This window comes from Streptomyces deserti, from assembly GCF_054782695.1.
Genome location: NZ_BAAGRZ010000028.1, coordinates 1 through 16,962 on the forward strand (window position 1 = coordinate 1; position 16,962 = coordinate 16,962).

At 72.0% G+C, this 16,962-nt stretch carries 17 protein-coding genes and 3 pseudogenes; 12 read left to right on the forward strand and 8 right to left on the reverse strand.

Annotation, left to right across the window (positions count from 1 at the left end; translation table 11 throughout):
• The first annotated feature begins 276 nt into the window (after positions 1-276).
• The gene (locus ACYVMZ_RS31550; protein WP_461085744.1) at positions 277-720 is read left to right on the forward strand and encodes a nitroreductase family deazaflavin-dependent oxidoreductase; all 444 of its coding nucleotides are present in this window, start codon (positions 277-279) and stop codon (positions 718-720) included.
• A 186-nt stretch (positions 721-906) separates the two neighbouring features.
• Here the strand turns inward: ACYVMZ_RS31550 and ACYVMZ_RS31555 are convergent, their stop codons facing one another.
• Positions 907-1,866: a cation diffusion facilitator family transporter gene (locus ACYVMZ_RS31555; RefSeq protein WP_461085747.1), complete on the reverse strand. Its 960-nt coding sequence runs from the start codon at positions 1,864-1,866 to the stop codon at positions 907-909.
• 108 nt (positions 1,867-1,974) lie between these two features.
• On the opposite strand from ACYVMZ_RS31555, the gene ACYVMZ_RS31560 reads away from it, so the two are divergent.
• Both ACYVMZ_RS31560 and ACYVMZ_RS31565 read left to right on the forward strand, forming a co-directional pair.
• Positions 1,975-3,000, forward strand: a complete 1,026-nt coding sequence (locus ACYVMZ_RS31560) for a glutathione S-transferase family protein (protein WP_461085749.1) — start codon at positions 1,975-1,977, stop codon at positions 2,998-3,000.
• Between the two features lie 39 nt (positions 3,001-3,039).
• Entirely contained in the window at positions 3,040-3,339 is a 300-nt protein-coding gene (locus tag ACYVMZ_RS31565) for a DUF4235 domain-containing protein (RefSeq protein ID WP_461085751.1), read from the forward strand.
• 597 nt (positions 3,340-3,936) lie between these two features.
• Here ACYVMZ_RS31565 and ACYVMZ_RS31570 read toward each other — a convergent pair.
• A complete protein-coding gene (locus ACYVMZ_RS31570; protein ID WP_461085753.1) occupies positions 3,937-4,329 on the reverse strand; it encodes a VOC family protein in 393 nt (130 codons plus the stop codon).
• 370 nt (positions 4,330-4,699) lie between these two features.
• Between ACYVMZ_RS31570 and ACYVMZ_RS31575 the strand changes: the two are divergent.
• Positions 4,700-5,088: pseudogene (locus ACYVMZ_RS31575) on the forward strand (terpene cyclase); the annotation flags it as partial.
• Here the strand turns inward: ACYVMZ_RS31575 and ACYVMZ_RS31580 are convergent.
• A pseudogene (locus ACYVMZ_RS31580) lies at positions 5,087-5,665 on the reverse strand (GlxA family transcriptional regulator); the annotation flags it as partial. The pseudogenes ACYVMZ_RS31575 and ACYVMZ_RS31580 sit on opposite strands and share 2 nt — an antisense overlap.
• Before the next feature lie 103 nt (positions 5,666-5,768).
• On the opposite strand from ACYVMZ_RS31580, the gene ACYVMZ_RS31585 reads away from it, so the two are divergent.
• Positions 5,769-6,719, forward strand: coding sequence for an NADP-dependent oxidoreductase (locus ACYVMZ_RS31585; RefSeq protein WP_461085755.1), 951 nt, complete (start codon positions 5,769-5,771; stop codon positions 6,717-6,719).
• 641 nt (positions 6,720-7,360) lie between these two features.
• On the opposite strand, the gene ACYVMZ_RS31590 is transcribed toward ACYVMZ_RS31585, so the two are convergent.
• Both ACYVMZ_RS31590 and ACYVMZ_RS31595 read right to left on the reverse strand, forming a co-directional pair.
• Positions 7,361-8,467 carry an NAD(P)-dependent alcohol dehydrogenase gene (locus ACYVMZ_RS31590; RefSeq protein WP_461085757.1) on the reverse strand — a complete coding sequence of 369 codons (1,107 nt, stop codon included), beginning with the start codon at positions 8,465-8,467 and terminating at the stop codon, positions 7,361-7,363.
• 33 nt (positions 8,468-8,500) lie between these two features.
• Positions 8,501-9,955 carry an aldehyde dehydrogenase family protein gene (locus ACYVMZ_RS31595; protein WP_461085759.1) on the reverse strand — a complete coding sequence of 485 codons (1,455 nt, stop codon included), beginning with the start codon at positions 9,953-9,955 and terminating at the stop codon, positions 8,501-8,503.
• A 103-nt stretch (positions 9,956-10,058) separates the two neighbouring features.
• Here ACYVMZ_RS31595 and ACYVMZ_RS31600 point away from each other — a divergent pair, with 103 nt between their 5' ends.
• The 5 genes and pseudogenes from ACYVMZ_RS31600 to ACYVMZ_RS31620 form a co-directional block, all read left to right on the forward strand.
• Positions 10,059-10,508, forward strand: a complete 450-nt coding sequence (locus ACYVMZ_RS31600) for a MarR family winged helix-turn-helix transcriptional regulator (protein ID WP_461085761.1) — start codon at positions 10,059-10,061, stop codon at positions 10,506-10,508.
• A gap of 217 nt (positions 10,509-10,725) precedes the next feature.
• Positions 10,726-11,106, forward strand: coding sequence for an anti-sigma factor antagonist (locus ACYVMZ_RS31605; RefSeq protein WP_461085763.1), 381 nt, complete (start codon positions 10,726-10,728; stop codon positions 11,104-11,106).
• A 227-nt stretch (positions 11,107-11,333) separates the two neighbouring features.
• Entirely contained in the window at positions 11,334-11,996 is a 663-nt protein-coding gene (locus tag ACYVMZ_RS31610) for a DUF4230 domain-containing protein (RefSeq protein ID WP_461085765.1), read from the forward strand.
• 112 nt (positions 11,997-12,108) lie between these two features.
• Complete coding sequence (locus ACYVMZ_RS31615; protein WP_461085767.1) at positions 12,109-12,711, forward strand: VanZ family protein; 603 nt, start codon at positions 12,109-12,111, stop codon at positions 12,709-12,711.
• Between the two features lie 12 nt (positions 12,712-12,723).
• A pseudogene (locus ACYVMZ_RS31620) lies at positions 12,724-12,898 on the forward strand (ricin-type beta-trefoil lectin domain protein); the annotation flags it as partial.
• A 33-nt stretch (positions 12,899-12,931) separates the two neighbouring features.
• Here the strand turns inward: ACYVMZ_RS31620 and ACYVMZ_RS31625 are convergent.
• From ACYVMZ_RS31625 to ACYVMZ_RS31635, 3 genes are all read right to left on the reverse strand, one after another.
• On the reverse strand, positions 12,932-13,168 hold the full coding sequence (locus tag ACYVMZ_RS31625) for a hypothetical protein (RefSeq protein WP_461085769.1): 237 nt from the start codon (positions 13,166-13,168) through the stop codon (positions 12,932-12,934).
• A 75-nt stretch (positions 13,169-13,243) separates the two neighbouring features.
• On the reverse strand, positions 13,244-14,260 hold the full coding sequence (locus ACYVMZ_RS31630; RefSeq protein WP_461085770.1) for a DNA topoisomerase IB: 1,017 nt from the start codon (positions 14,258-14,260) through the stop codon (positions 13,244-13,246).
• A 10-nt stretch (positions 14,261-14,270) separates the two neighbouring features.
• Positions 14,271-15,080, reverse strand: a complete 810-nt coding sequence (locus tag ACYVMZ_RS31635) for an SDR family oxidoreductase (protein ID WP_461085772.1) — start codon at positions 15,078-15,080, stop codon at positions 14,271-14,273.
• A gap of 126 nt (positions 15,081-15,206) precedes the next feature.
• On the opposite strand from ACYVMZ_RS31635, the gene ACYVMZ_RS31640 reads away from it, so the two are divergent.
• Positions 15,207-16,235, forward strand: coding sequence for a PHP domain-containing protein (locus ACYVMZ_RS31640; protein ID WP_461085774.1), 1,029 nt, complete (start codon positions 15,207-15,209; stop codon positions 16,233-16,235).
• 54 nt (positions 16,236-16,289) lie between these two features.
• Positions 16,290-16,946, forward strand: coding sequence for an HAD family hydrolase (locus ACYVMZ_RS31645; RefSeq protein WP_461085776.1), 657 nt, complete (start codon positions 16,290-16,292; stop codon positions 16,944-16,946).
• The last annotated feature ends 16 nt before the right edge of the window (positions 16,947-16,962 follow it).

A 16,962-nucleotide genomic window follows, 5' to 3' on the forward strand; every position in this document is an offset into this window, starting at 1 on the left:
CGAGCCAGCGTCCTGTGGGCACTCCTGCGTGATAACCGGGCATTCACCTCCGCCCCGCCGGTCACGCAAGCGGCTTGACTTGGTCATTGAGACTCCTTCGGCCGGTCGTCCTGCGGGGACGGTCACGACTGTGCCGCAGACGCGCGGACGGCGCGATGACGCGGGAGGTAATGCGGCCGGTGGCCGACGCGCGTTTCGGGGCGGATGAATCCCGCGCTTGCCGGTGTTGAACCGGGGAGCCAGTCAGCCGTACGACCCGACGATGGGACGGATGCCATGCCTCTTGAGGGCGAGTACGAACCCAGCCCGACGCAGTGGGTGCGTGAGCAGGTGGAGTTGTACGAGAGCTCCGGCGGCACCAGGGGAACGACCATGCAGGGAAGGCCGGTCATCCTGCTGACCAGCCGGGGGGCGAGGAGCGGCAAGCTGCGCAAGACGCCGCTGATGCGTGTCGAGCACGAGGGGCGCTACGCCGCGGTCGCCTCCCTGGGCGGAGCGCCCCAGCACCCGGTCTGGTACCACAACCTCAAGGCCGACCCGCACGTCGAAGTACAGGACGGTCCCAAGAAGCAGGACATGACGGCCCGTGAGGTCACGGGCGCGGAGAAGGCCGAGTGGTGGGAGCGGGCCGTGGCAGCCTACCCGCCGTACGCCGACTACCAGAAGAAGACGGACCGGGAGATCCCGGTCTTCGTGCTGGAGCCGGCCGGCGGGGAGTGAACCGGGCGGCGCGGAGTGAACCGGCGGCGCGCACTGAGCCGTTCGACGCCCTGAACCGTTCGACGCGCTGAGCCGTGCGACGCGCTGAGCCGTGCGACGCGGACTGAGTCGTTCGGCGGGCGCTGAGACGTCCGGAAATTTCTTCCTGCGGGACGCATGAACCGTCGTCCAGCGGGCACCCGTTCGTCAGGCCCCGCCGCGCTCCCCCGTCGCGGCGGGGCTTTCTCGTGCCTCCTGGGCGACCCGGTCGGTCACGTCGAGGAAGATCTGGTCGGCCTCGGGGACCGTTCGGGCGATGGACCGCTTGATGCGGACGGCGACCTCTTCGACCCGCTCGCTGTCCAGGCCGGGCACCAGGTCGATACGGGCGGCGACCAAGGCCGAATCGAGGCCCGTCTTCATCGTGAACAGCGCCTCCACGCTGTCGATCTCGGGCTGCGCCTCCAGGATTGCCCGGATCCGCCCGCTGGCCTGCGGGTCGGCGGCCTCCCCGATCAGCTGGTCGCGTGCCTCCCGGCCCAGCCGATAGGCGACGTACACCAGCAGCGCGCCGATCGCGAGCGAGGCGGCCGCCTCCCACACCACCTGCCCGGTGACCATGTGCAGCGCCATGCCCACGATGGCGAGGCTGACACCGAGCACCGCGGTGCCGTCCTCGGCGACGACCGTGCGCAGCGCCGGGTCGCGCAGCCCGTCGCCCGTGCCGCCCTGCCTGCGCGCCTGGTACAGGGCCCGCAGCAGTGAGCCCCCCTCGGCGAGGAGGGCGACCCCGAGCACGATCAGACCGGCGACGTATCCGCTGAGCTTCTCCTCGCTGCCGTTGCTGAGGGCCTCGACGCCCTGGAAGAAGGAGAAGCAGCCGCCCATGACGAAGATGCCGACGGCCGCGAGCAGCGACCAGAAGAACCGCTCCTTGCCGTAGCCGAACGGGTGGCGACGGTCGGCGGGGCGGCGGCTGCGGCGCAGCGCGGCGAGCAAGAAGACCTCGTTCAGGCTGTCGGCCACGGAGTGTGCCGCCTCCGACAGCAGGGCAGGCGATCCCGCGGCGAGGCCTCCGACGGCCTTGGCGACCGCGATCACCAGATTCGCTGCGAGCGCCACCAGTACGGTGACGCGTGTCCTCCGATCCGACCTTGTTCCGCTCATCTGAGCCGATTGCCCCGGTCGGCCTAGCTCACACCGTGCCGGGGGCGGAAAACGGGGAACCCGGGGAACACCGTCACCAGGGAATACGTACGCAAGGAGGGCGACGCCATGAGCCGCGACGAAGGGGAGGCCGGCAACAACGCCTACGGCAGGAGGGCGTTCAAGCGGTCCAAGGCCCACTTCACCGACCGCATCACCGCGGACGGCCATGACGGCTGGCCGGTTCAGGCCGGCCGCTACCGGCTCGTGGTGAGCCGCGCCTGCCCGTGGGCGAGCCGGGCGGTGATCTCCCGTCGGCTGCTCGGGCTGGAGGACGCCGTGTCCCTGGCCGTCGCCGACCCGATCCAGGACGACCGCAGCTGGCGGTTCACGCTGGACCCGGACGGCCGCGACCCGGTGCTCGGCATCCGCTACCTCAGCGAGGCGTACGACAAACGGGAGACCGACTATCCGGGCGGGGTCAGCGTCCCCGCGATCGTGGACGTGCCGAGCGGGAAGCTGGTCACCAACGACTACCAGCAGATCACCCTCGACTTCGCCACCGAGTGGACTGCCCTGCACCGGGAGGGGGCACCCGACCTGTACCCGCGGGAGCGCCGCGACGAGATCGACGCGGTGATGGCGGACGTCTACGAGGACGTCAACAACGGTGTGTACCGGGCGGGCTTCGCCACCGACCAGGAGGAGTACGAGACCGCGTGCGCGGCCGTGTTCCAGCGGCTGGAGCTGCTGGCGGACCGGCTGCGAGGGCAGCGGCACCTCTCCGGGGACACCATCACCGAGGCCGACATCCGGCTGTTCACCACGCTGGTGCGGTTCGACGCCGTGTACCACGGCCACTTCAAGTGCAACCGCTGGAAGCTGACGGAGAACCAGGTGCTGTGGGCCTACGCCCGCGACCTGTACCAGACGCCCGGCTTCGGGGACACCGTCGACTTCGACCACATCAAGCGGCACTACTACCAGGTGCACACCGGCATCAATCCGACCCGGATCGTGCCCCTGGGCCCCGATCTGTCCGGCTGGCTGACGCCCCATCACCGCGAGGAGCTGGGCGGCCGCCCGTTCGGGGACGGCACGCCGCCGGGGCCGGTGCGTGCCGACGAAAGGGTTCCGGCGCCGGGCCGGCCCTGACCACCTCGACCGTCAAGTCCACTGACCAAGGAGATCCACGTGGCCAAGAAGAAGAAGAAACTGTCTGTCGCCTACCAGCCGCTCGGTTTCGTGCTCGGCTGGTCGAGCGGCTGGCTGGCGGGGCTCGCCTTCCGTAAGACCTGGCAGGCGATCCGGCACGAGGAGGACGCGCCCGACGCGCTGGACCGGGACCGTGGCTGGGGGGAGATCCTGCTGGCCGCCGCGATCCAGGGTGCCATCTTCGCGGTCGTGCGCAGCGCCGTGGACCGCGCCGGCGCCAAGGCCATCGAGCGGTCGACCGGGACGTGGCCGGCCGGTGAGAAGGGCGGCCGGGACTGACGGACACTCACCCCCGCGGGTTCCGCCGACGGTTCTGGAGGGGCTTCGGGCCTCTCCAGGTGCCGTCGGCGGACCTGTGAGAAGCGCCCGCCCCTTACCGAGTGACGCCGACGGACTTGTGAAAAGCGCCCGCCCCTTACCGAGTGACGCCGACGGACCTGTGAAAAGCGCCCGCCCTTTACCGAGTGACGCCGACGGACCTGTGAAAAGCGCCCGCCCCTTACCGAGTGACGCCGACGGACCTGTGAAAAGCGCCCACCTCTTACCGGGTGACGCCGGCGAACCCGTGAAGGGCACCCACCCCACGCCGAGTGTCGTCGGCGAACCCGTGAAGGGCACCCACGCCACCCCGGGTACCGACGGCGAACCCTCAAAGGACGCCCGCCCCACCCCGGATACCGCCGTCGGCGGCCTGTGAGGACCCGGCCCCCGGGAATCCCGGCGGACGCACCCGGGAAGGGCGGGCCGGGGGAACGGTCCCGGCGACGTCTCCCCGCGCCGGGCCGGAAGGCCGGGAAAGCCGCCCCCTCCCGCGCCGGGGCGGAAAGCCGGCAAAGCCGCCCTCCTTCCCGACACCGCCGCCGGGCCCCGGAGGGCTCAGCCCTGTTTGGGTGCCGTCGGCGCGGTGCGGCGCAGGACGAAGGAGTGGCCGGCCGGGTCGGCGTACCCGCGCTCCTCGAGCGGGCCCGGCGCCTCCTTGGCCTCCAGCGGACGGCCGCCGAGACCGACGATCCGGCGTTCCACCGCGTCCAGGTCGTCCACCACGAACTCCAGGTGCGCCTGAAGGGAGTTCTCGGGGCGCGGCCAGCTCGGCGGGGTGGCGTTGACGTCACGGCGCAGCGCCAGCCGGAAACCGCCGAAAGCCCTGATCTCGACCCGGTTGGCGCTCTCGTCGGTCTCCTCCGCCTCCAGTAACTCCTTGTAGAACACGGCGAGCTTCTCGGGCTCGGCGCAGTCGAGCACCACCACGCCCGCATTCACCAGTGCCATCTCTCCTCCGCAGGGGTCCGGGGGCGGGACGGTCGTGCCCCGCCGCCCTCTTCCTTGCGGATATCCCGGCCCGGCGGATTCAGTCGGCCACCGGCCATCGCCGGCCGGGCCGCCAGAGGCCATCGCCGGCACGGGACGGGCTCGGGCGTCCGTGCGAGGCGCGAGAGTGTACGCAGCTCACGAGGTTCGAGCCGTAACCGAGATCACGGCCCGGTCACGGAATGGCTCATTCGCGCCCTGGGCAGCTTCTTGCCGCTTCTCGGTTCAACTATCGGACTGCGAAGCCGAGTTCGAGTGGGCGGGAGGTCATGGCGACCGTCCGCTCGCAGGGGTGGGGGGACTCTGCGTTCCGTCTCCCGAAAGGAAGCGCATGCCTCAGGACGTCCGTTTCGACCTGCCCTTCGACACGCCCGTCAGCGAGCATCTGGAGTACGCCCGTGCGCGCCATCTGCGCTGGGTGTGGGACATGGGGCTGGTGCGCAGCCGGGCCGGTTTCGAGGAGTACAAGTCCTGGGACCTGCCGCAGGCCGCCGCCCGTACCTACCCGTACGCCTCGGCGGACGACATGGTCGTCCTGATGAACTGGTTCTCCCTGGCCTTCCTCTTCGACGACCAGTTCGACCCGGTCAACCCGACCGTGCGGACCGGATAGCGGAGGTCGCGCGGGAGCTCATCGTCACGCCGTTGCGGCCGGCGGGCAGCATGCCGCGGGTGGTCTGCCCGATCACCATGGCCTGGGCGGAGGTCTGGAAACACCTTCGATGTACTGGGCCTGGCCTCCGTCCCGGTACGGCGGGACGACGCAACGGCGGGCGACGGTGTTGGCGAGCTCGCTGCCGTGGTCCTTGCGGACGAGGTGGAGGCAGACGTCCACGCCGGAGACGGCTCCGGCGGACGTCAGGAAGCGGCCGTCGTCGACGAAGAGGACGCCGGGGTCGAGCTCGACGTGCGGGAACATACGCCGGAAGTGCTCGGTGAGCTGCCAGTGGGTGGTCGCCTTCCGCCCGTCGAGGAGTCCGGCCGCGGCGAGCACGAAGGCGCCGGTGCAGATGGAGACCAGACGGGCCTTCGGACGGACGAGCGCGAGGGCGGCGCGGACCTCGTCCGGCAGTTCGGCGGTCACGTGGGACGGCGACACGGGGGCGATCACCACCGTGTCCGCCGTGGCCAGGACGTCCGGGCCGTGCTCGGCGGTGACGGTGAAGTCCGCGGTGGTGCGCACCGGCCGGCCGTCGACGGTGCAGGTCAGCACCTCGTACTGGCCGTCGGCGGCGCCGAGGATCCGGCTGGGGATGCCCAGCTCGAAGGGATAGACGCCGTCCAGGGCGAGGACCACGACCCGTTCCGGGTGCTGCGCGTGTCACATGGCACGATCCTATCGACTGGTGGCAATCATGCCACTTCCGTGGCGGCGGCACTCCCCGGCAGGCTGGGGACCCATGAGCACTCAGAAGACGATGCGCGTCATCAGCCAGGAGGTCCTCGGCGGTCCCGAGGTCCTGAAGGAAGTGGAAGTGGAGCGGCCCGCGCCGCGGCCGAACGAGGTGCTGGTGCGGGTACGCGCCGCCGGGGTCAACCCGACCGACTGGAAGCACCGGGCGAACGGAGGCTTCCTCGGGGAGCCGCCCTTCGTCCTCGGCTGGGACGTCTCCGGCGTGGTGGAGGCGGTGGGCATCGGTGTCGCCCTCTTCAAGCCGGGCGACGAGGTGTTCGGCATGCTGCCCTACCCGTTCGGCCACGGCTCGCACGCCGAGTACGTCACCGGCCCGGCGCGCGCCTTCACGCTCAAGCCGGCCGGGATCGACCACGCGCAGGCGGGGGCGCTCCCGCTGGTGTCGCTCACCGCGTGGCAGGCCCTCGTCGAGCGGGCGGAGGTGCGGCCCGGGCAGCGGGTGCTGATCCACGCGGCGGCCGGCGGGGTCGGGCACGTGGCCGTGCAGATCGCCAAGGCGCGGGGCGCGTACGTCATCGGCACCGCGAGCGCGGGCAAGCACGAGTTCCTGCGGAGCGTCGGCGTGGACGAGCCGGTCGACTACCGGGAGACGGACTTCGCCGAGGCCGTGAAGGACGTCGACGTCGTCCTGGACACGATCGGCGGCGACCACTCGCTGCGCTCGCTGCGCGTACTGCGCCCGGGCGGGGTGGTGGTGTCGATCCTGCCGGTGGGGTCGGACGACTTCTACGCGGAGGCCGAGCGGCTCGGCGTCCGGGCGGTCAGGATGCTGGTGGATGCCGACCACACAGGTATGAAGGCCATCGCGGAACTCGTCGCGGCGGGCAAGCTGCGCGCCGAGATCGCCCGGACCTTCCCGCTGGCCGACGCCGCCGAGGCGCACGCGCTGGGCGAGACCGGCCGGACGGCGGGGAAGCTGGTGCTGGTCGTCGACTGAGCGGGGCGGATGGTGAGCCACGGGGGCATACGGGCGTACGTCGGGGCCCGCCGCCGTGCCGGCGGCGGGCCCCGACCGCCCACGCCCCGGCCGCCCACGCCCCGGCCCTGCCGACCAACCGGCCGCGCCGTCGGCCGCCCGAACCGGGCCGGCTGGCCGAGCGGCCGTGGCGTCGGCCAGCACGACCAACTCCGGTCTGCCCCCGGGCCGAACTCCTCGGCCAGCCCGACCAGGCCTGCCGACCAACCGGCCGCGCCCCGACCGAGCGGCCGAGCCGGGCGGCGGCGCAGTATCAGGACGATCAGTTCCCCAGCCGGGGCAGCACCCGCTCGCAGAACAGTCGCAGCCCCCGAGCAAACAGCCGAGCCGTCGGCTCCCGAACCGGCCCGGCTGACCGAGCCGCCGCGCCCCCGACCGAGCGACCGCGCCCTCGGCCACCCCAACCAACCCCGCCTTACCGCCCGGGCCGAACTCCTCAGCCACCCGGGCAGAGAGGCCTGCCGCCAACCGCCCGCGCCCCCGACCAAGCGGCACCCTCCACCACCCCGGCCACCTCCCGCTATCGCCCGGGCCAACCCTCGGCCACCCCACCAAGCCTGCCGACCCGGCCGGCCGTCCAGCCCAAGGCGACAGAACCGCAGTCAGAACGTCAGCACGGGCTTGATCGTCTTGCCCGTGCTCATGTCCCGCACCGCCTGGTCGATGTCCGCGAACGGATACGTGCCGATCAGGCGGTGCAGCGGGAGCCGCCCGTCCTTCACCAGCCGGACCAGGGCCGGAATCATGGTCTGTGTCTCGCTGTCGCCGAGGGTCAGCCCGACGATCCGCTTGCCGCCCAGCAAGCCGTTGACGTCCAGGGCGACTTCGGTGCCGAAGGGCGGTGCGCCGACGACGACCAGGGTGCCGCGGGCGGCGAGCGCGTCGACGCCCTGGCGCAGGACACCGACGTTGCCCGTCGTCTCCACGGCACCGTCCGCACCCTGGCCGCCGGTGACCCCGGCGAGTGCGTCGGCGAGGTCGGTCTCGCTCGTGTCGACGGTGTGGGTGGCGCCCAACTCCCTTGCCAGCGAGAGGCGTTCGGCGACACGGTCGACGGCGACGATCGTGGTGGCCGGAGTCAGGGCGGCGGCCATCACGGCCGACAGGCCGACGGCGCCCGCGCCGAGGACGACGACCGTGCTGCCGGTGACCGGCTTCAGGACGTTCCACACGGCACCGACCCCGGTCTGTACGCCGCAGCCCAGCGGGGCGATGGACTCCAGGGGTACGTCCGGGTCGACCTTGACGAGGCTGCGCTCGTCCACGAGCGCCCGTTCGGCGAAGGAGGACTGGCCGAAGAAGTGGCCGCCGAGAGGCTCGCCGTCCCGGCTGATGGTGGCCGTGCCGTCGGCCCGGCGCCCGCCGAGCAGGTTCAGCGGCAGCCAGGTCGCGCAGTACGCCGGGTGCCCGCCACGGCAGTTGCGGCAGCCGCCGCAGGAGGTGAAGGACAGCAGGACGTGGTCGCCGGGCGCGACGCCGGTGACGGCCGGGCCGACGGCCTCGACGACGCCCGCACCCTCGTGGCCGAGGACCCCGGGCAGCGGGAACGGCAGTCCGCCGCTCGCCACCCCGAGGTCGGTGTGACACAGGCCGGTCGCGACCATCCGGACCAGCGCCTCGTGCGGGCCGGGCTCGTCGAGGACGATGTCGGAGAGGGTGAAGGGCGCGCCGCCGGACTCGACGACCGCGGCGCGGGTGGTGGTGGACATCGTACGAACTCCTTGGCGGGGCAGGCGGGGCGCTCAGTCGAGCGAGACGACGACGGACTTGACCTTGGTGTAGCCGGCGAGGGCCTCGGGGCCGTACTCGCGGCCGTAGCCGGAGTCCTTCACGCCGCCGAAAGGGACGGCGGGGTCGAGCATCGCCCAGTCGTTGACCCAGACGATGCCGGCCTGGAGCCGGTCGGCGATCCGGTGGGCGCGGGCCAGGTTCGACGTCTGGACGCCCGAAGCCAGGCCGTACGGTGTGGAGTTGGCGAGCGTGACGGCCTCGTCCTCGCTGTCGAAGGGCTGGACGGTCAGGACCGGGCCGAAGATCTCCTCCTGGACGACACGGGAGTCGTTCGACAGGTCGGCGATGACGGTGGGTTTGTAGTAGTAGCCGCCGTCGAGGTCGAGGCGTTCGCCGCCGCAGACGATGCGGGCGCCCTCCTTGCGGGCCAGGGCGACGTACTCCTCGACCTTCTTCAGATGCTTCTCGGCCGCCATCGGGCCGACGACGGTGCCGGGGTCGCGCGGGTCGCCGACCGGGACACCGGGCACGGCCTCGGCGAGGATGCCGAGCAGGGTGGGGTACACCGAGCGGGCCACGAGCAGGCGCGGGCCGCCCATGCAGAACTGGCCGGTGTTGAAGACGAAGCCCTTGATGACCGCGCCGACCGCCTTCTCCAGGTCGGCGTCCTCGAAGACGATGTGGGCCGCGTTCCCGCCGAGCTCCATGGTGACGGGCTTGAGCGCCTCCCCCGCCACACTCGAGACGTGCCGCCCGACCGCGGTCGAGCCGGTGAAGGCGACCTTGTCGACACCGCGGTGGCGCAGCAGCGCCTCGCCGGTCACCGCGCCGGTGCCGGTCACGACGTTGACCACCCCGTCCGGCACCCCCGCCGCCTGGAGCAGCCGGGCCATGTACAGGGCGCTGAGCGGGGTCTCGTCGGCCGGCTTGTGCACCACCGTGTTCCCGGCCGCCAGCGCCGGGGCGATCTTCGAACCGGCCAGGATCAGCGGGAAGTTGAACGGGGTGATCGCGGCGACCACGCCGAGCGGCTCGCGCTTGGTGTAGGCGAGGGCGTTCATGGGGGTGTCGCGGAGCGCGCCGTCCAGGGTCTGGGCGAGGGAGGCGTAGTACTCGTAGTCGTTGGCCGCGTTCGTCACGTCGACGGCGCCGCACAGCGTGATCGGCTTGCCGACGTCCAGGCTCTCCAGCGCGGCGATCTCGTCGGCGTTCTCGCGGATCAGCTGGGCGACGCGGTGCAGCACCCGGCCCCGCTCGCGGCCGCTCAGTCCGGACCAGGCGCCGTCGTCGAAGGCCTCCCGGGCGGCGCGTACGGCCGCGTCGACGTCGGCGGGGCCCGCCTCCGCGACGGTGGTGACGACCGTGCCCCGGGACGGGTCGACCACCTCGGTGCGCGCGCCGTCGGCGGCCTCGCGCCACTGCCCCCCGATGAACAGCTGTCCGGGTTCCCTCTCGAAGGTGGTCATCGCCACTCCTCAGCGTCGTCGCCAAGATTTCAACAAACAGGATTCCTGTTCGTTCGCAGTCTCATTAGAGACAGGTTTCCTGTCAATGCTCTAGGCTGAACGCATGCTCGACACCCAGGCGGACGCCCAGGCGACCAAGGCACCCCCTTCCCTGCTCTACATGGTCAAGCAGGTGGAGCTCGTCGTACGGTCCCACCTGGACGAGCTGGTCAGACCGTCCGGTATCACCGCACTCCAGTACACCGCGCTGACCGTTCTGGAGCGACACGACGGACTGTCGGCGGCACAGCTGGCCCGGGACTCCTTCGTCACCGCCCAGTCCATCGCCGATCTCGTCCGGTCCCTGGAGAACCGCGGTCTGGTGCGCCGGGAGCGCAATCCGCACAACCGCCGTGAGCTGCTGATCCTGCTGACCGACGCCGGCCGCGAGCTGCTCGTGCGGCATGCCGGGCCGGTCCGGGAGCTGGAGGACCGGATGGTGCGGGATCTCACGGCCCATCAGACCGAGCAGTTCCGTCAGGCGCTCACCAAGGCGTGGCACGCCCTGTCATAGCAGGCAGGCGCCCGCACGCACGCCCAGGTCCACACCCGCGCACACGCCCGCGCATCCACCCCGCGCAAACCTGGCAAGAACTCGATCGCAATTCGAAGACATATGTCAATCGAACATGCTCAAATGCAGTCCTCCGAGGGTAACTTGCAAGGCGGGGAACGGTTTTGGGGACCGCTCCCCTCCCCCACGCACGCAGCAGGCTGGAGGCGATGTCGTCGTGCGGCAGGAACCTGCACCGCTCTCCCGGCACCTGCGCATCCGCCAGGACCGGGGGCACACGGTGCTGGAGTTCCGCGGCGAGATCGACATCGCCGCCGCCGCGCAGATCGCCCCGCACCTGGACCGGGCGACATCACGCCCCGAGGGCCGGATCGTGATCGACCTGACGCAGGTCGAGTTCTTCGACTGCTCGGGACTGCGCCTGCTGTACCGGGCCCGCAGCCGGGTGCTGGAGCGGCACGGCCGGCTGCTGCTCGTCTGCACCCATCCGCTGACCCTGCGCGTCCTGCGGATCACCGGTCTGGCCCGGCTGCTGCCCCCGCAGCCGACGCTGGACGCGGCCCTTGCCCTGCCCGAGGCCACATCCGGTTCCGTCTGACGCCCCTCCCCGGCATCCGGTGATGCCGCATGCTGCGGCTGCCGGGGTGACGCACGGCGAGGGCGTGTGGTGGTCCCACAACCTCGGGCGACCGGCCGCTGCGAGGCCCGCACTGAGGGCGGGGTATGCGCCCTGTCGTGCTTCCGCCCGAGCCATCCACTTGTCAACAGGACGGTCTGGCAGGGGATGTGAGGGGCATCCGGACAGTAGGAAGGAGGGCCGTCGCCATGACGACTCCCGTCAAGCGCATACCGAGGCGCATGCCCACCTGGGCGAAGGTGGTCAGCGCGGTCGTGCTCGTGCTCATCGTGTTCTTCGCCGGGATCCGGCTGAGCGTACTGCCCGGTCTGAAGGACCTGTTCGGCACCGAGACCCAGGACCGCTCGGGCCCCGCGCTCCTGGAGTCCATCCAGGACATCAGCCGTTACGACGCCGCTTCCGGCAACTTCCAGATCGTCGTGGATCTGGAGAAGGACGCCAAGCTCCTGCCCGACGCGATCCGCGGCAGCCGCACCCTGTACGTCGGTGCGGGCACCGTGGAGGCCTACGTCGACCTCGGGAAGGTCGGCGAGAACGACATCCAGGTCAATGACGACCGCACGTCGGCCACCCTCCGGCTGCCCCACGCACAGCTGGGCAAGCCGGCCCTCGACCCCGACCGCTCCTACGCCGTGTCCAAGCAGCGCGGTCTCCTGGACCGCATCGGCGACCTCTTCTCGGACAATCCCAACAGCGAACAGGCCGTGCAGAAGCTCGCCGTACGGCACATCGGCGACGCGGCCAAGGACAGCGGGCTGACCGCGCGCGCCGAGTCCAACACCACCGAGATGCTCGAAGGCCTGCTGCGTTCCCTCGGCTTCAAGGAGGTGCGCGTCTCGTACGAGAAGTGACGCGGCCGGTGCCCCTGCCCGGCAGGACCGCCGCGGCGGCCCGCACGGCATCGACGGGCTCCTGCTGGGTAACCGGCCTATCACTCAGGGACGTTGAAGACAGGAGGACCGAATGGCCCGGGCAGGCGTACGTCCACGCTCCTTGCTTCGCCCCCGCACCTCCAAGCCGAAAAGCGCGCCTCCACCCGCCCAGGACGCACCGCGGCCCACGAAGGACGCACCCCGCTCCGCGAAGGACGCGCCGCGGCCCGCGCGGCGTCCGCTCCCCTTCCTCCTGCGCCTGCTGGCGATGGCGTGCGCCTTCACGCTCATGGTCGCGTTCGCGGTCGTGCTGGCGAAGCTGACCCTGCAGCCCTCCCCGGCCTCGGAGGCGCTGACGCACAGCAATCTGCATCCGGGCCGTTCCCTGAGGGCCTACCTGGACCAGCCCGAGCTGCGGGACGCCGTCCGGCAGATCGGCGGCAACCTCCTGCTCGGTGTCCCGTTCGGGGTACTGGCCCCGGTCGTCGCGCCACGGACCCGCGGGATCCTGCGGGTGCTCCTGCTGACCGCCGTGGTCATGCTGATGGTGGAGTTCGCGCAGGGTGCCGTGGTCACCGGGCGGGCCTTCGACATCGACGACGTCATCCTCAACACCACGGGCGCACTGATCGGATATCTGCTGCTGGGACGGCGGCTGGGCCGCGCGGTGCACGCACGCGAGGCTCGCGGTTGAGGCCGGTGTGAAGGCCCCCGCCAGAAGTGGGTCGTCACCGGGGCACGCGACATCGTCAACCCGCAGGCCGACAAGTGCCTCGACGCCACCGGGAACAGTTCGGCGAACGGCACACGGCTGCAGATCCGGACGTGTGCAGATCCGGACGTGCGCCGGCGGCGCCGGCCAGAAGTGGACGGTCGGCTGAGCCGGCCCCGGCCGACGGCTGGTGCGCCGACGGCTAGTGCACGGTCCAGGTGAACTTGTCTCCGCCCACCCAGCGGACCACGTCCGGGTCGTCCAGGTCGTGGACCGTGATGCCGAAGGCGGCGGCGGTCTCCAGGACGTCGGTGACGGCCCTCGCCTCGCCGACCACCTGGCCGTCGATCGCCACGATCCGGAACGGCGGCGTGCCCGGCTGAACCCCGAGCACCATGATCCGCGGGTGGGAGATGTACGGGCTCGCGATTTCGGTCATGCATAGAGCGTAGAACCGAACCGGCGGGAGCGCGGCGCCCGTGGAGGCCCGCGTTCCCGTACGTGGGCGCCGAGGTCAGTCGCCGAGCAGGTCCAGCACCGCCGCCTCGACGGCGCCCTGGGTCGCCGGGCGCCCGAAGTCCCCGTGCTCTCCCAGCCGGGTCAGGACGGGGGCGACGGTCCTCCCCTGTTCGAACAGCTCGAAGACGCGCGGGTCGATGTACGAGGCGCGGCACACGGCGGGCGTGTTGCCGAGGTAGTGGCTGACCTCGCGCACGGCCCGGCTCATCTGCCGGCGCCGTGCCGCCGGGCCGGCGCGGCCGTCCTCGGCGGTGACGGCAAGCGCGACGGCGGCGAGGACGGTGGCGTGCCAGGTGCGGAAGTCCTTGGCGGTGATGTCGGTGCCCGACAGGCGGCGCAGGGCCTCGTTCAGGTCGTCGCCGCGCAGGTCGTGCCAGGCGCCCCGCTCCCAGAACACCAGCAGCCGGTCCCCGCCGCGCCGACGGCGCTTGAGGGCCCGTACGACGGCGTGCGCCTGCTCGTCGACGAGGGCCCGGACGATCTCGGTGCCGCCCTTGGCGGGGTAGCCGAACGCGATCTCGCCGCGGCCGCAGGTGACGTGCTCGCGCAGCATCGTCGTCAGGCCGTACGTCTCATTCGCGCGGGTGTGTCTGTCGCTGCCGATGCGGAAGAAGCCGAGGTCGAGCAGGCGTACGGCGCAGGCGGTGACCCGGGCCCGGCTCAGGCCGCGTCCGGCGAGGTCGAGGGCGACCTTCGCGCGCAGTTCGGGCAGGGCACGCGCGACCTGACGGACGTGCTCGTGCTTGGCCTGCTCCTGCTGGGCGCGGAACTCCTCGTGGTACAGGTACTGGCGGCGCCCGGCGTCGTCGGTGCCGACGGCCTGCAGGTGGCCGTTGGGCCAGCGGCAGATCCACACGTCGCGCCAGGCCGGCGGGATGGTCAGCGCCTTGATACGGGCGAGCTGGTCGGGGTCGGTGAGCGGCTCACCGTCGGTGTCCAGGTAGCGGAAGCCGCGGCCGTGGCGCACGCGGCGGAATCCGGGCCGGTCGCAGGAGCTGGTGCGCAGACGCACGGCGGCCCGCTCAGGGCCGCCGCCAGTCGTCGCTGGTCAGGTGTGATCCGGCCTGCGGGCCCATGCGGAGCATGCCGCCGTCCACGCTCCAGGAGGCGCCGGTGACGTACGAGGTGTCGTCGCTCGCGAGGAAGGCGATGACGGCGGCGACCTCACGGGCGTCGCCGGGCCGCCCGAGGGGCACTCCTGGGCGGCTCTCGGTGTGCGGGTCGGTGTCCTCCTGCCCGGTCATCGGTGTGGAGATCTCGCCTGGGGCGACCGCGTTGACGGTGATGCCGTGTTCGGCGAGTTCGAGGGCCATGACCTGGGTGAGCAGGCCGAGGCCGCCCTTGGCCGCGCAGTACGGGGCGGCGCCCACCCGGGGCTGGTGCTCATGGACGGAGGTGACGTTGACGATCCGGCCGCCGTCGCCCTGCCGGATCATGTGCCGGGCCGCCTTCTGCCCGCACAGGAACGGGCCGATCAGGTCGACGTCCAGGACCTCGCGCACCGTGTCGAGCTCCAGGTCGAGGAAGGGCGTCATGGTGCCCGTACCGGCGTTGTTGACCAGCACGTCGATGCGGCCGAGGCGGTCGCAGAGCTCGTCGACCGTGCCGGCGGCGGTGGGCAGCCGGGTGAGGTCCATCTGCGCCACGGCGGCCCGTTGCCCGTGCGCCCGGACCTCCTCCGCCGTCTCCTCCGCGCCCTTGAGGTCGGTGTGCCAGGTGATACCGATGTCCATGCCCGCCCGGGCCAGGCGTACGGCGGTGGCCTTGCCGATGCCGGAGTCGGCGCCGGTGATCACGGCGACCTTGCTGCGGGGGGCGGTCGGGGCGGACATGGCGGGCTTCCTCCTCGGCGTGGCGCGGGGACGACGCATCGAGGTACCCGGGTGCGTGGCGGACAAACCGTTCGCCCGTCGTGCGGCCCCGGCGGGGCTGGGGAACTCTGGAGCCAGGAGGTGGCGATGGACCCCGTCGAGGCACTGGACCGGATCGCCTTCCTGCTGGAGCGCTCCCTCGCGCCGACCTACCGCGTACGCGCCTTCCGCACCGCGTCGCGCGTGCTGACGGAGCTGGGCGAGGACGAGGTGCGCAGGCGGGCGGCGGCCGGGTCGCTGGAGACGCTCAAGGGTGTCGGCCCGAAGACCGCGCAGGTGGTGCGGGAGGCCCTGGCCGGGGAGGTGCCCGCATACCTGCGCAAGCTGGAGGACGAGGCCGGGGAGCAGCCGGCCGTACGCGGCGGGGAGCGCCTGCGGGCCCTGCTGCGCGGGGACTGCCATCTGCACTCCGACTGGTCGGACGGCGGCAGCCCGATCGAGGAGATGGGCCGGGCCGCGGCGCGGCTCGGGCACGAGTGGGCGGCGCTGACCGACCACTCGCCGCGGCTGACGGTGGCGCGCGGGCTGTCGGCGGACCGGCTGCGGGAGCAGCTGGAGGTGGTGGAGCGGCTCAACGAGACCTGGGCGCCGTTCCGGCTGCTGACCGGCATCGAGTGCGACATCCTCGAGGACGGCTCGCTGGACCAGGAGCCGGAGCTGCTGGAGCGACTGGACGTCGTGGTGGTGTCCGTGCACTCCAAGCTGCGCATGGACGCCCGGTCGATGACCCGCCGCATGGTGGCCGCCGTCCGCAGTCCGTACTCCGACGTGCTCGGGCACTGCACGGGACGGCTGGTGACGCGGCGGGGGCGGCCCGAGTCGCAGTTCGACGCCGACGAGGTGTTCGCGGCATGCGCCGAGACCGGCACGGCCCTGGAGATCAACAGCCGGCCCGAGCGGCTCGACCCGCCGCGGCGGCTGCTGCGCCGGGCTGTGGAGGCGGGCGTGCTGTTCTCGATCGACACCGACGCGCACGCGCCGGGCCAGCTGGACTGGCAGATCCACGGATGCGCGCGGGCGGAGGAGTGCGGGGTGCCGCCCGAACGCGTGGTCACCACCTGGTCCCTGGAGGAGTTGCTGGCCTGGACCCGGGAACGGGCCTTGCCCACGGACTAGGACAGGGCCTAGGTGGTTACCCGTGCGCCGAGCGAGAGGGAAAGGACTGCACACATGGAACGGGCGGCCGTGTTCGACGTCGACGGCACTCTGGTCGACACCAACCACCTCCACGTCGTCACCTGGTGGGAAGCCTTCCGGCAGGCGGGCCACCGGGTCCCGATGCACGCCGTCCACCGCGCCGTGGGCCTGGCCTCCACCGACCTGATCGCCCACCTGCTCGGCGACGACCGGGACCAGGATCAGGACGCCGGGCTGAGCGCCGCCCACAAGGCGCTGTACGGGCAGTACTTCGACCGGCTTCCCGCGCTGCCGGACGCCGGGAACCTGCTGCGGCGCCTGCACCGGGACGGCTGGAAGGTGGTGCTCGCCACCTCGGCGGGCGGCGCCGAGCTGAGCGCGCTGCGCCGGGCGATCGACGCGGACGACGCGATCACCGCGACGGCGAGCGCGGACGACGTCGACCAGGGCAAGCCCGCTCCCGAGCCGGTCGAGCACGCCCTGGACCTGGCCGGGGTGTCCGCCGAGCGGGCGGTGTTCGTCGGTGACACGGTGTGGGACATGCGCGCGGGCAGCCGGGCCGGGGTGCGCTGCGTGGGCGTCCTGTGCGGCGGCATCCCGCGCACCGACCTGGAGAAGGCCGGAGCGGACGCGATCTACGACGATCCCGCGCACCTGCTGGCGTCCTTGGCGGACAGTCCCTTGGCCTGAGGTCCCGGCCCGCGGC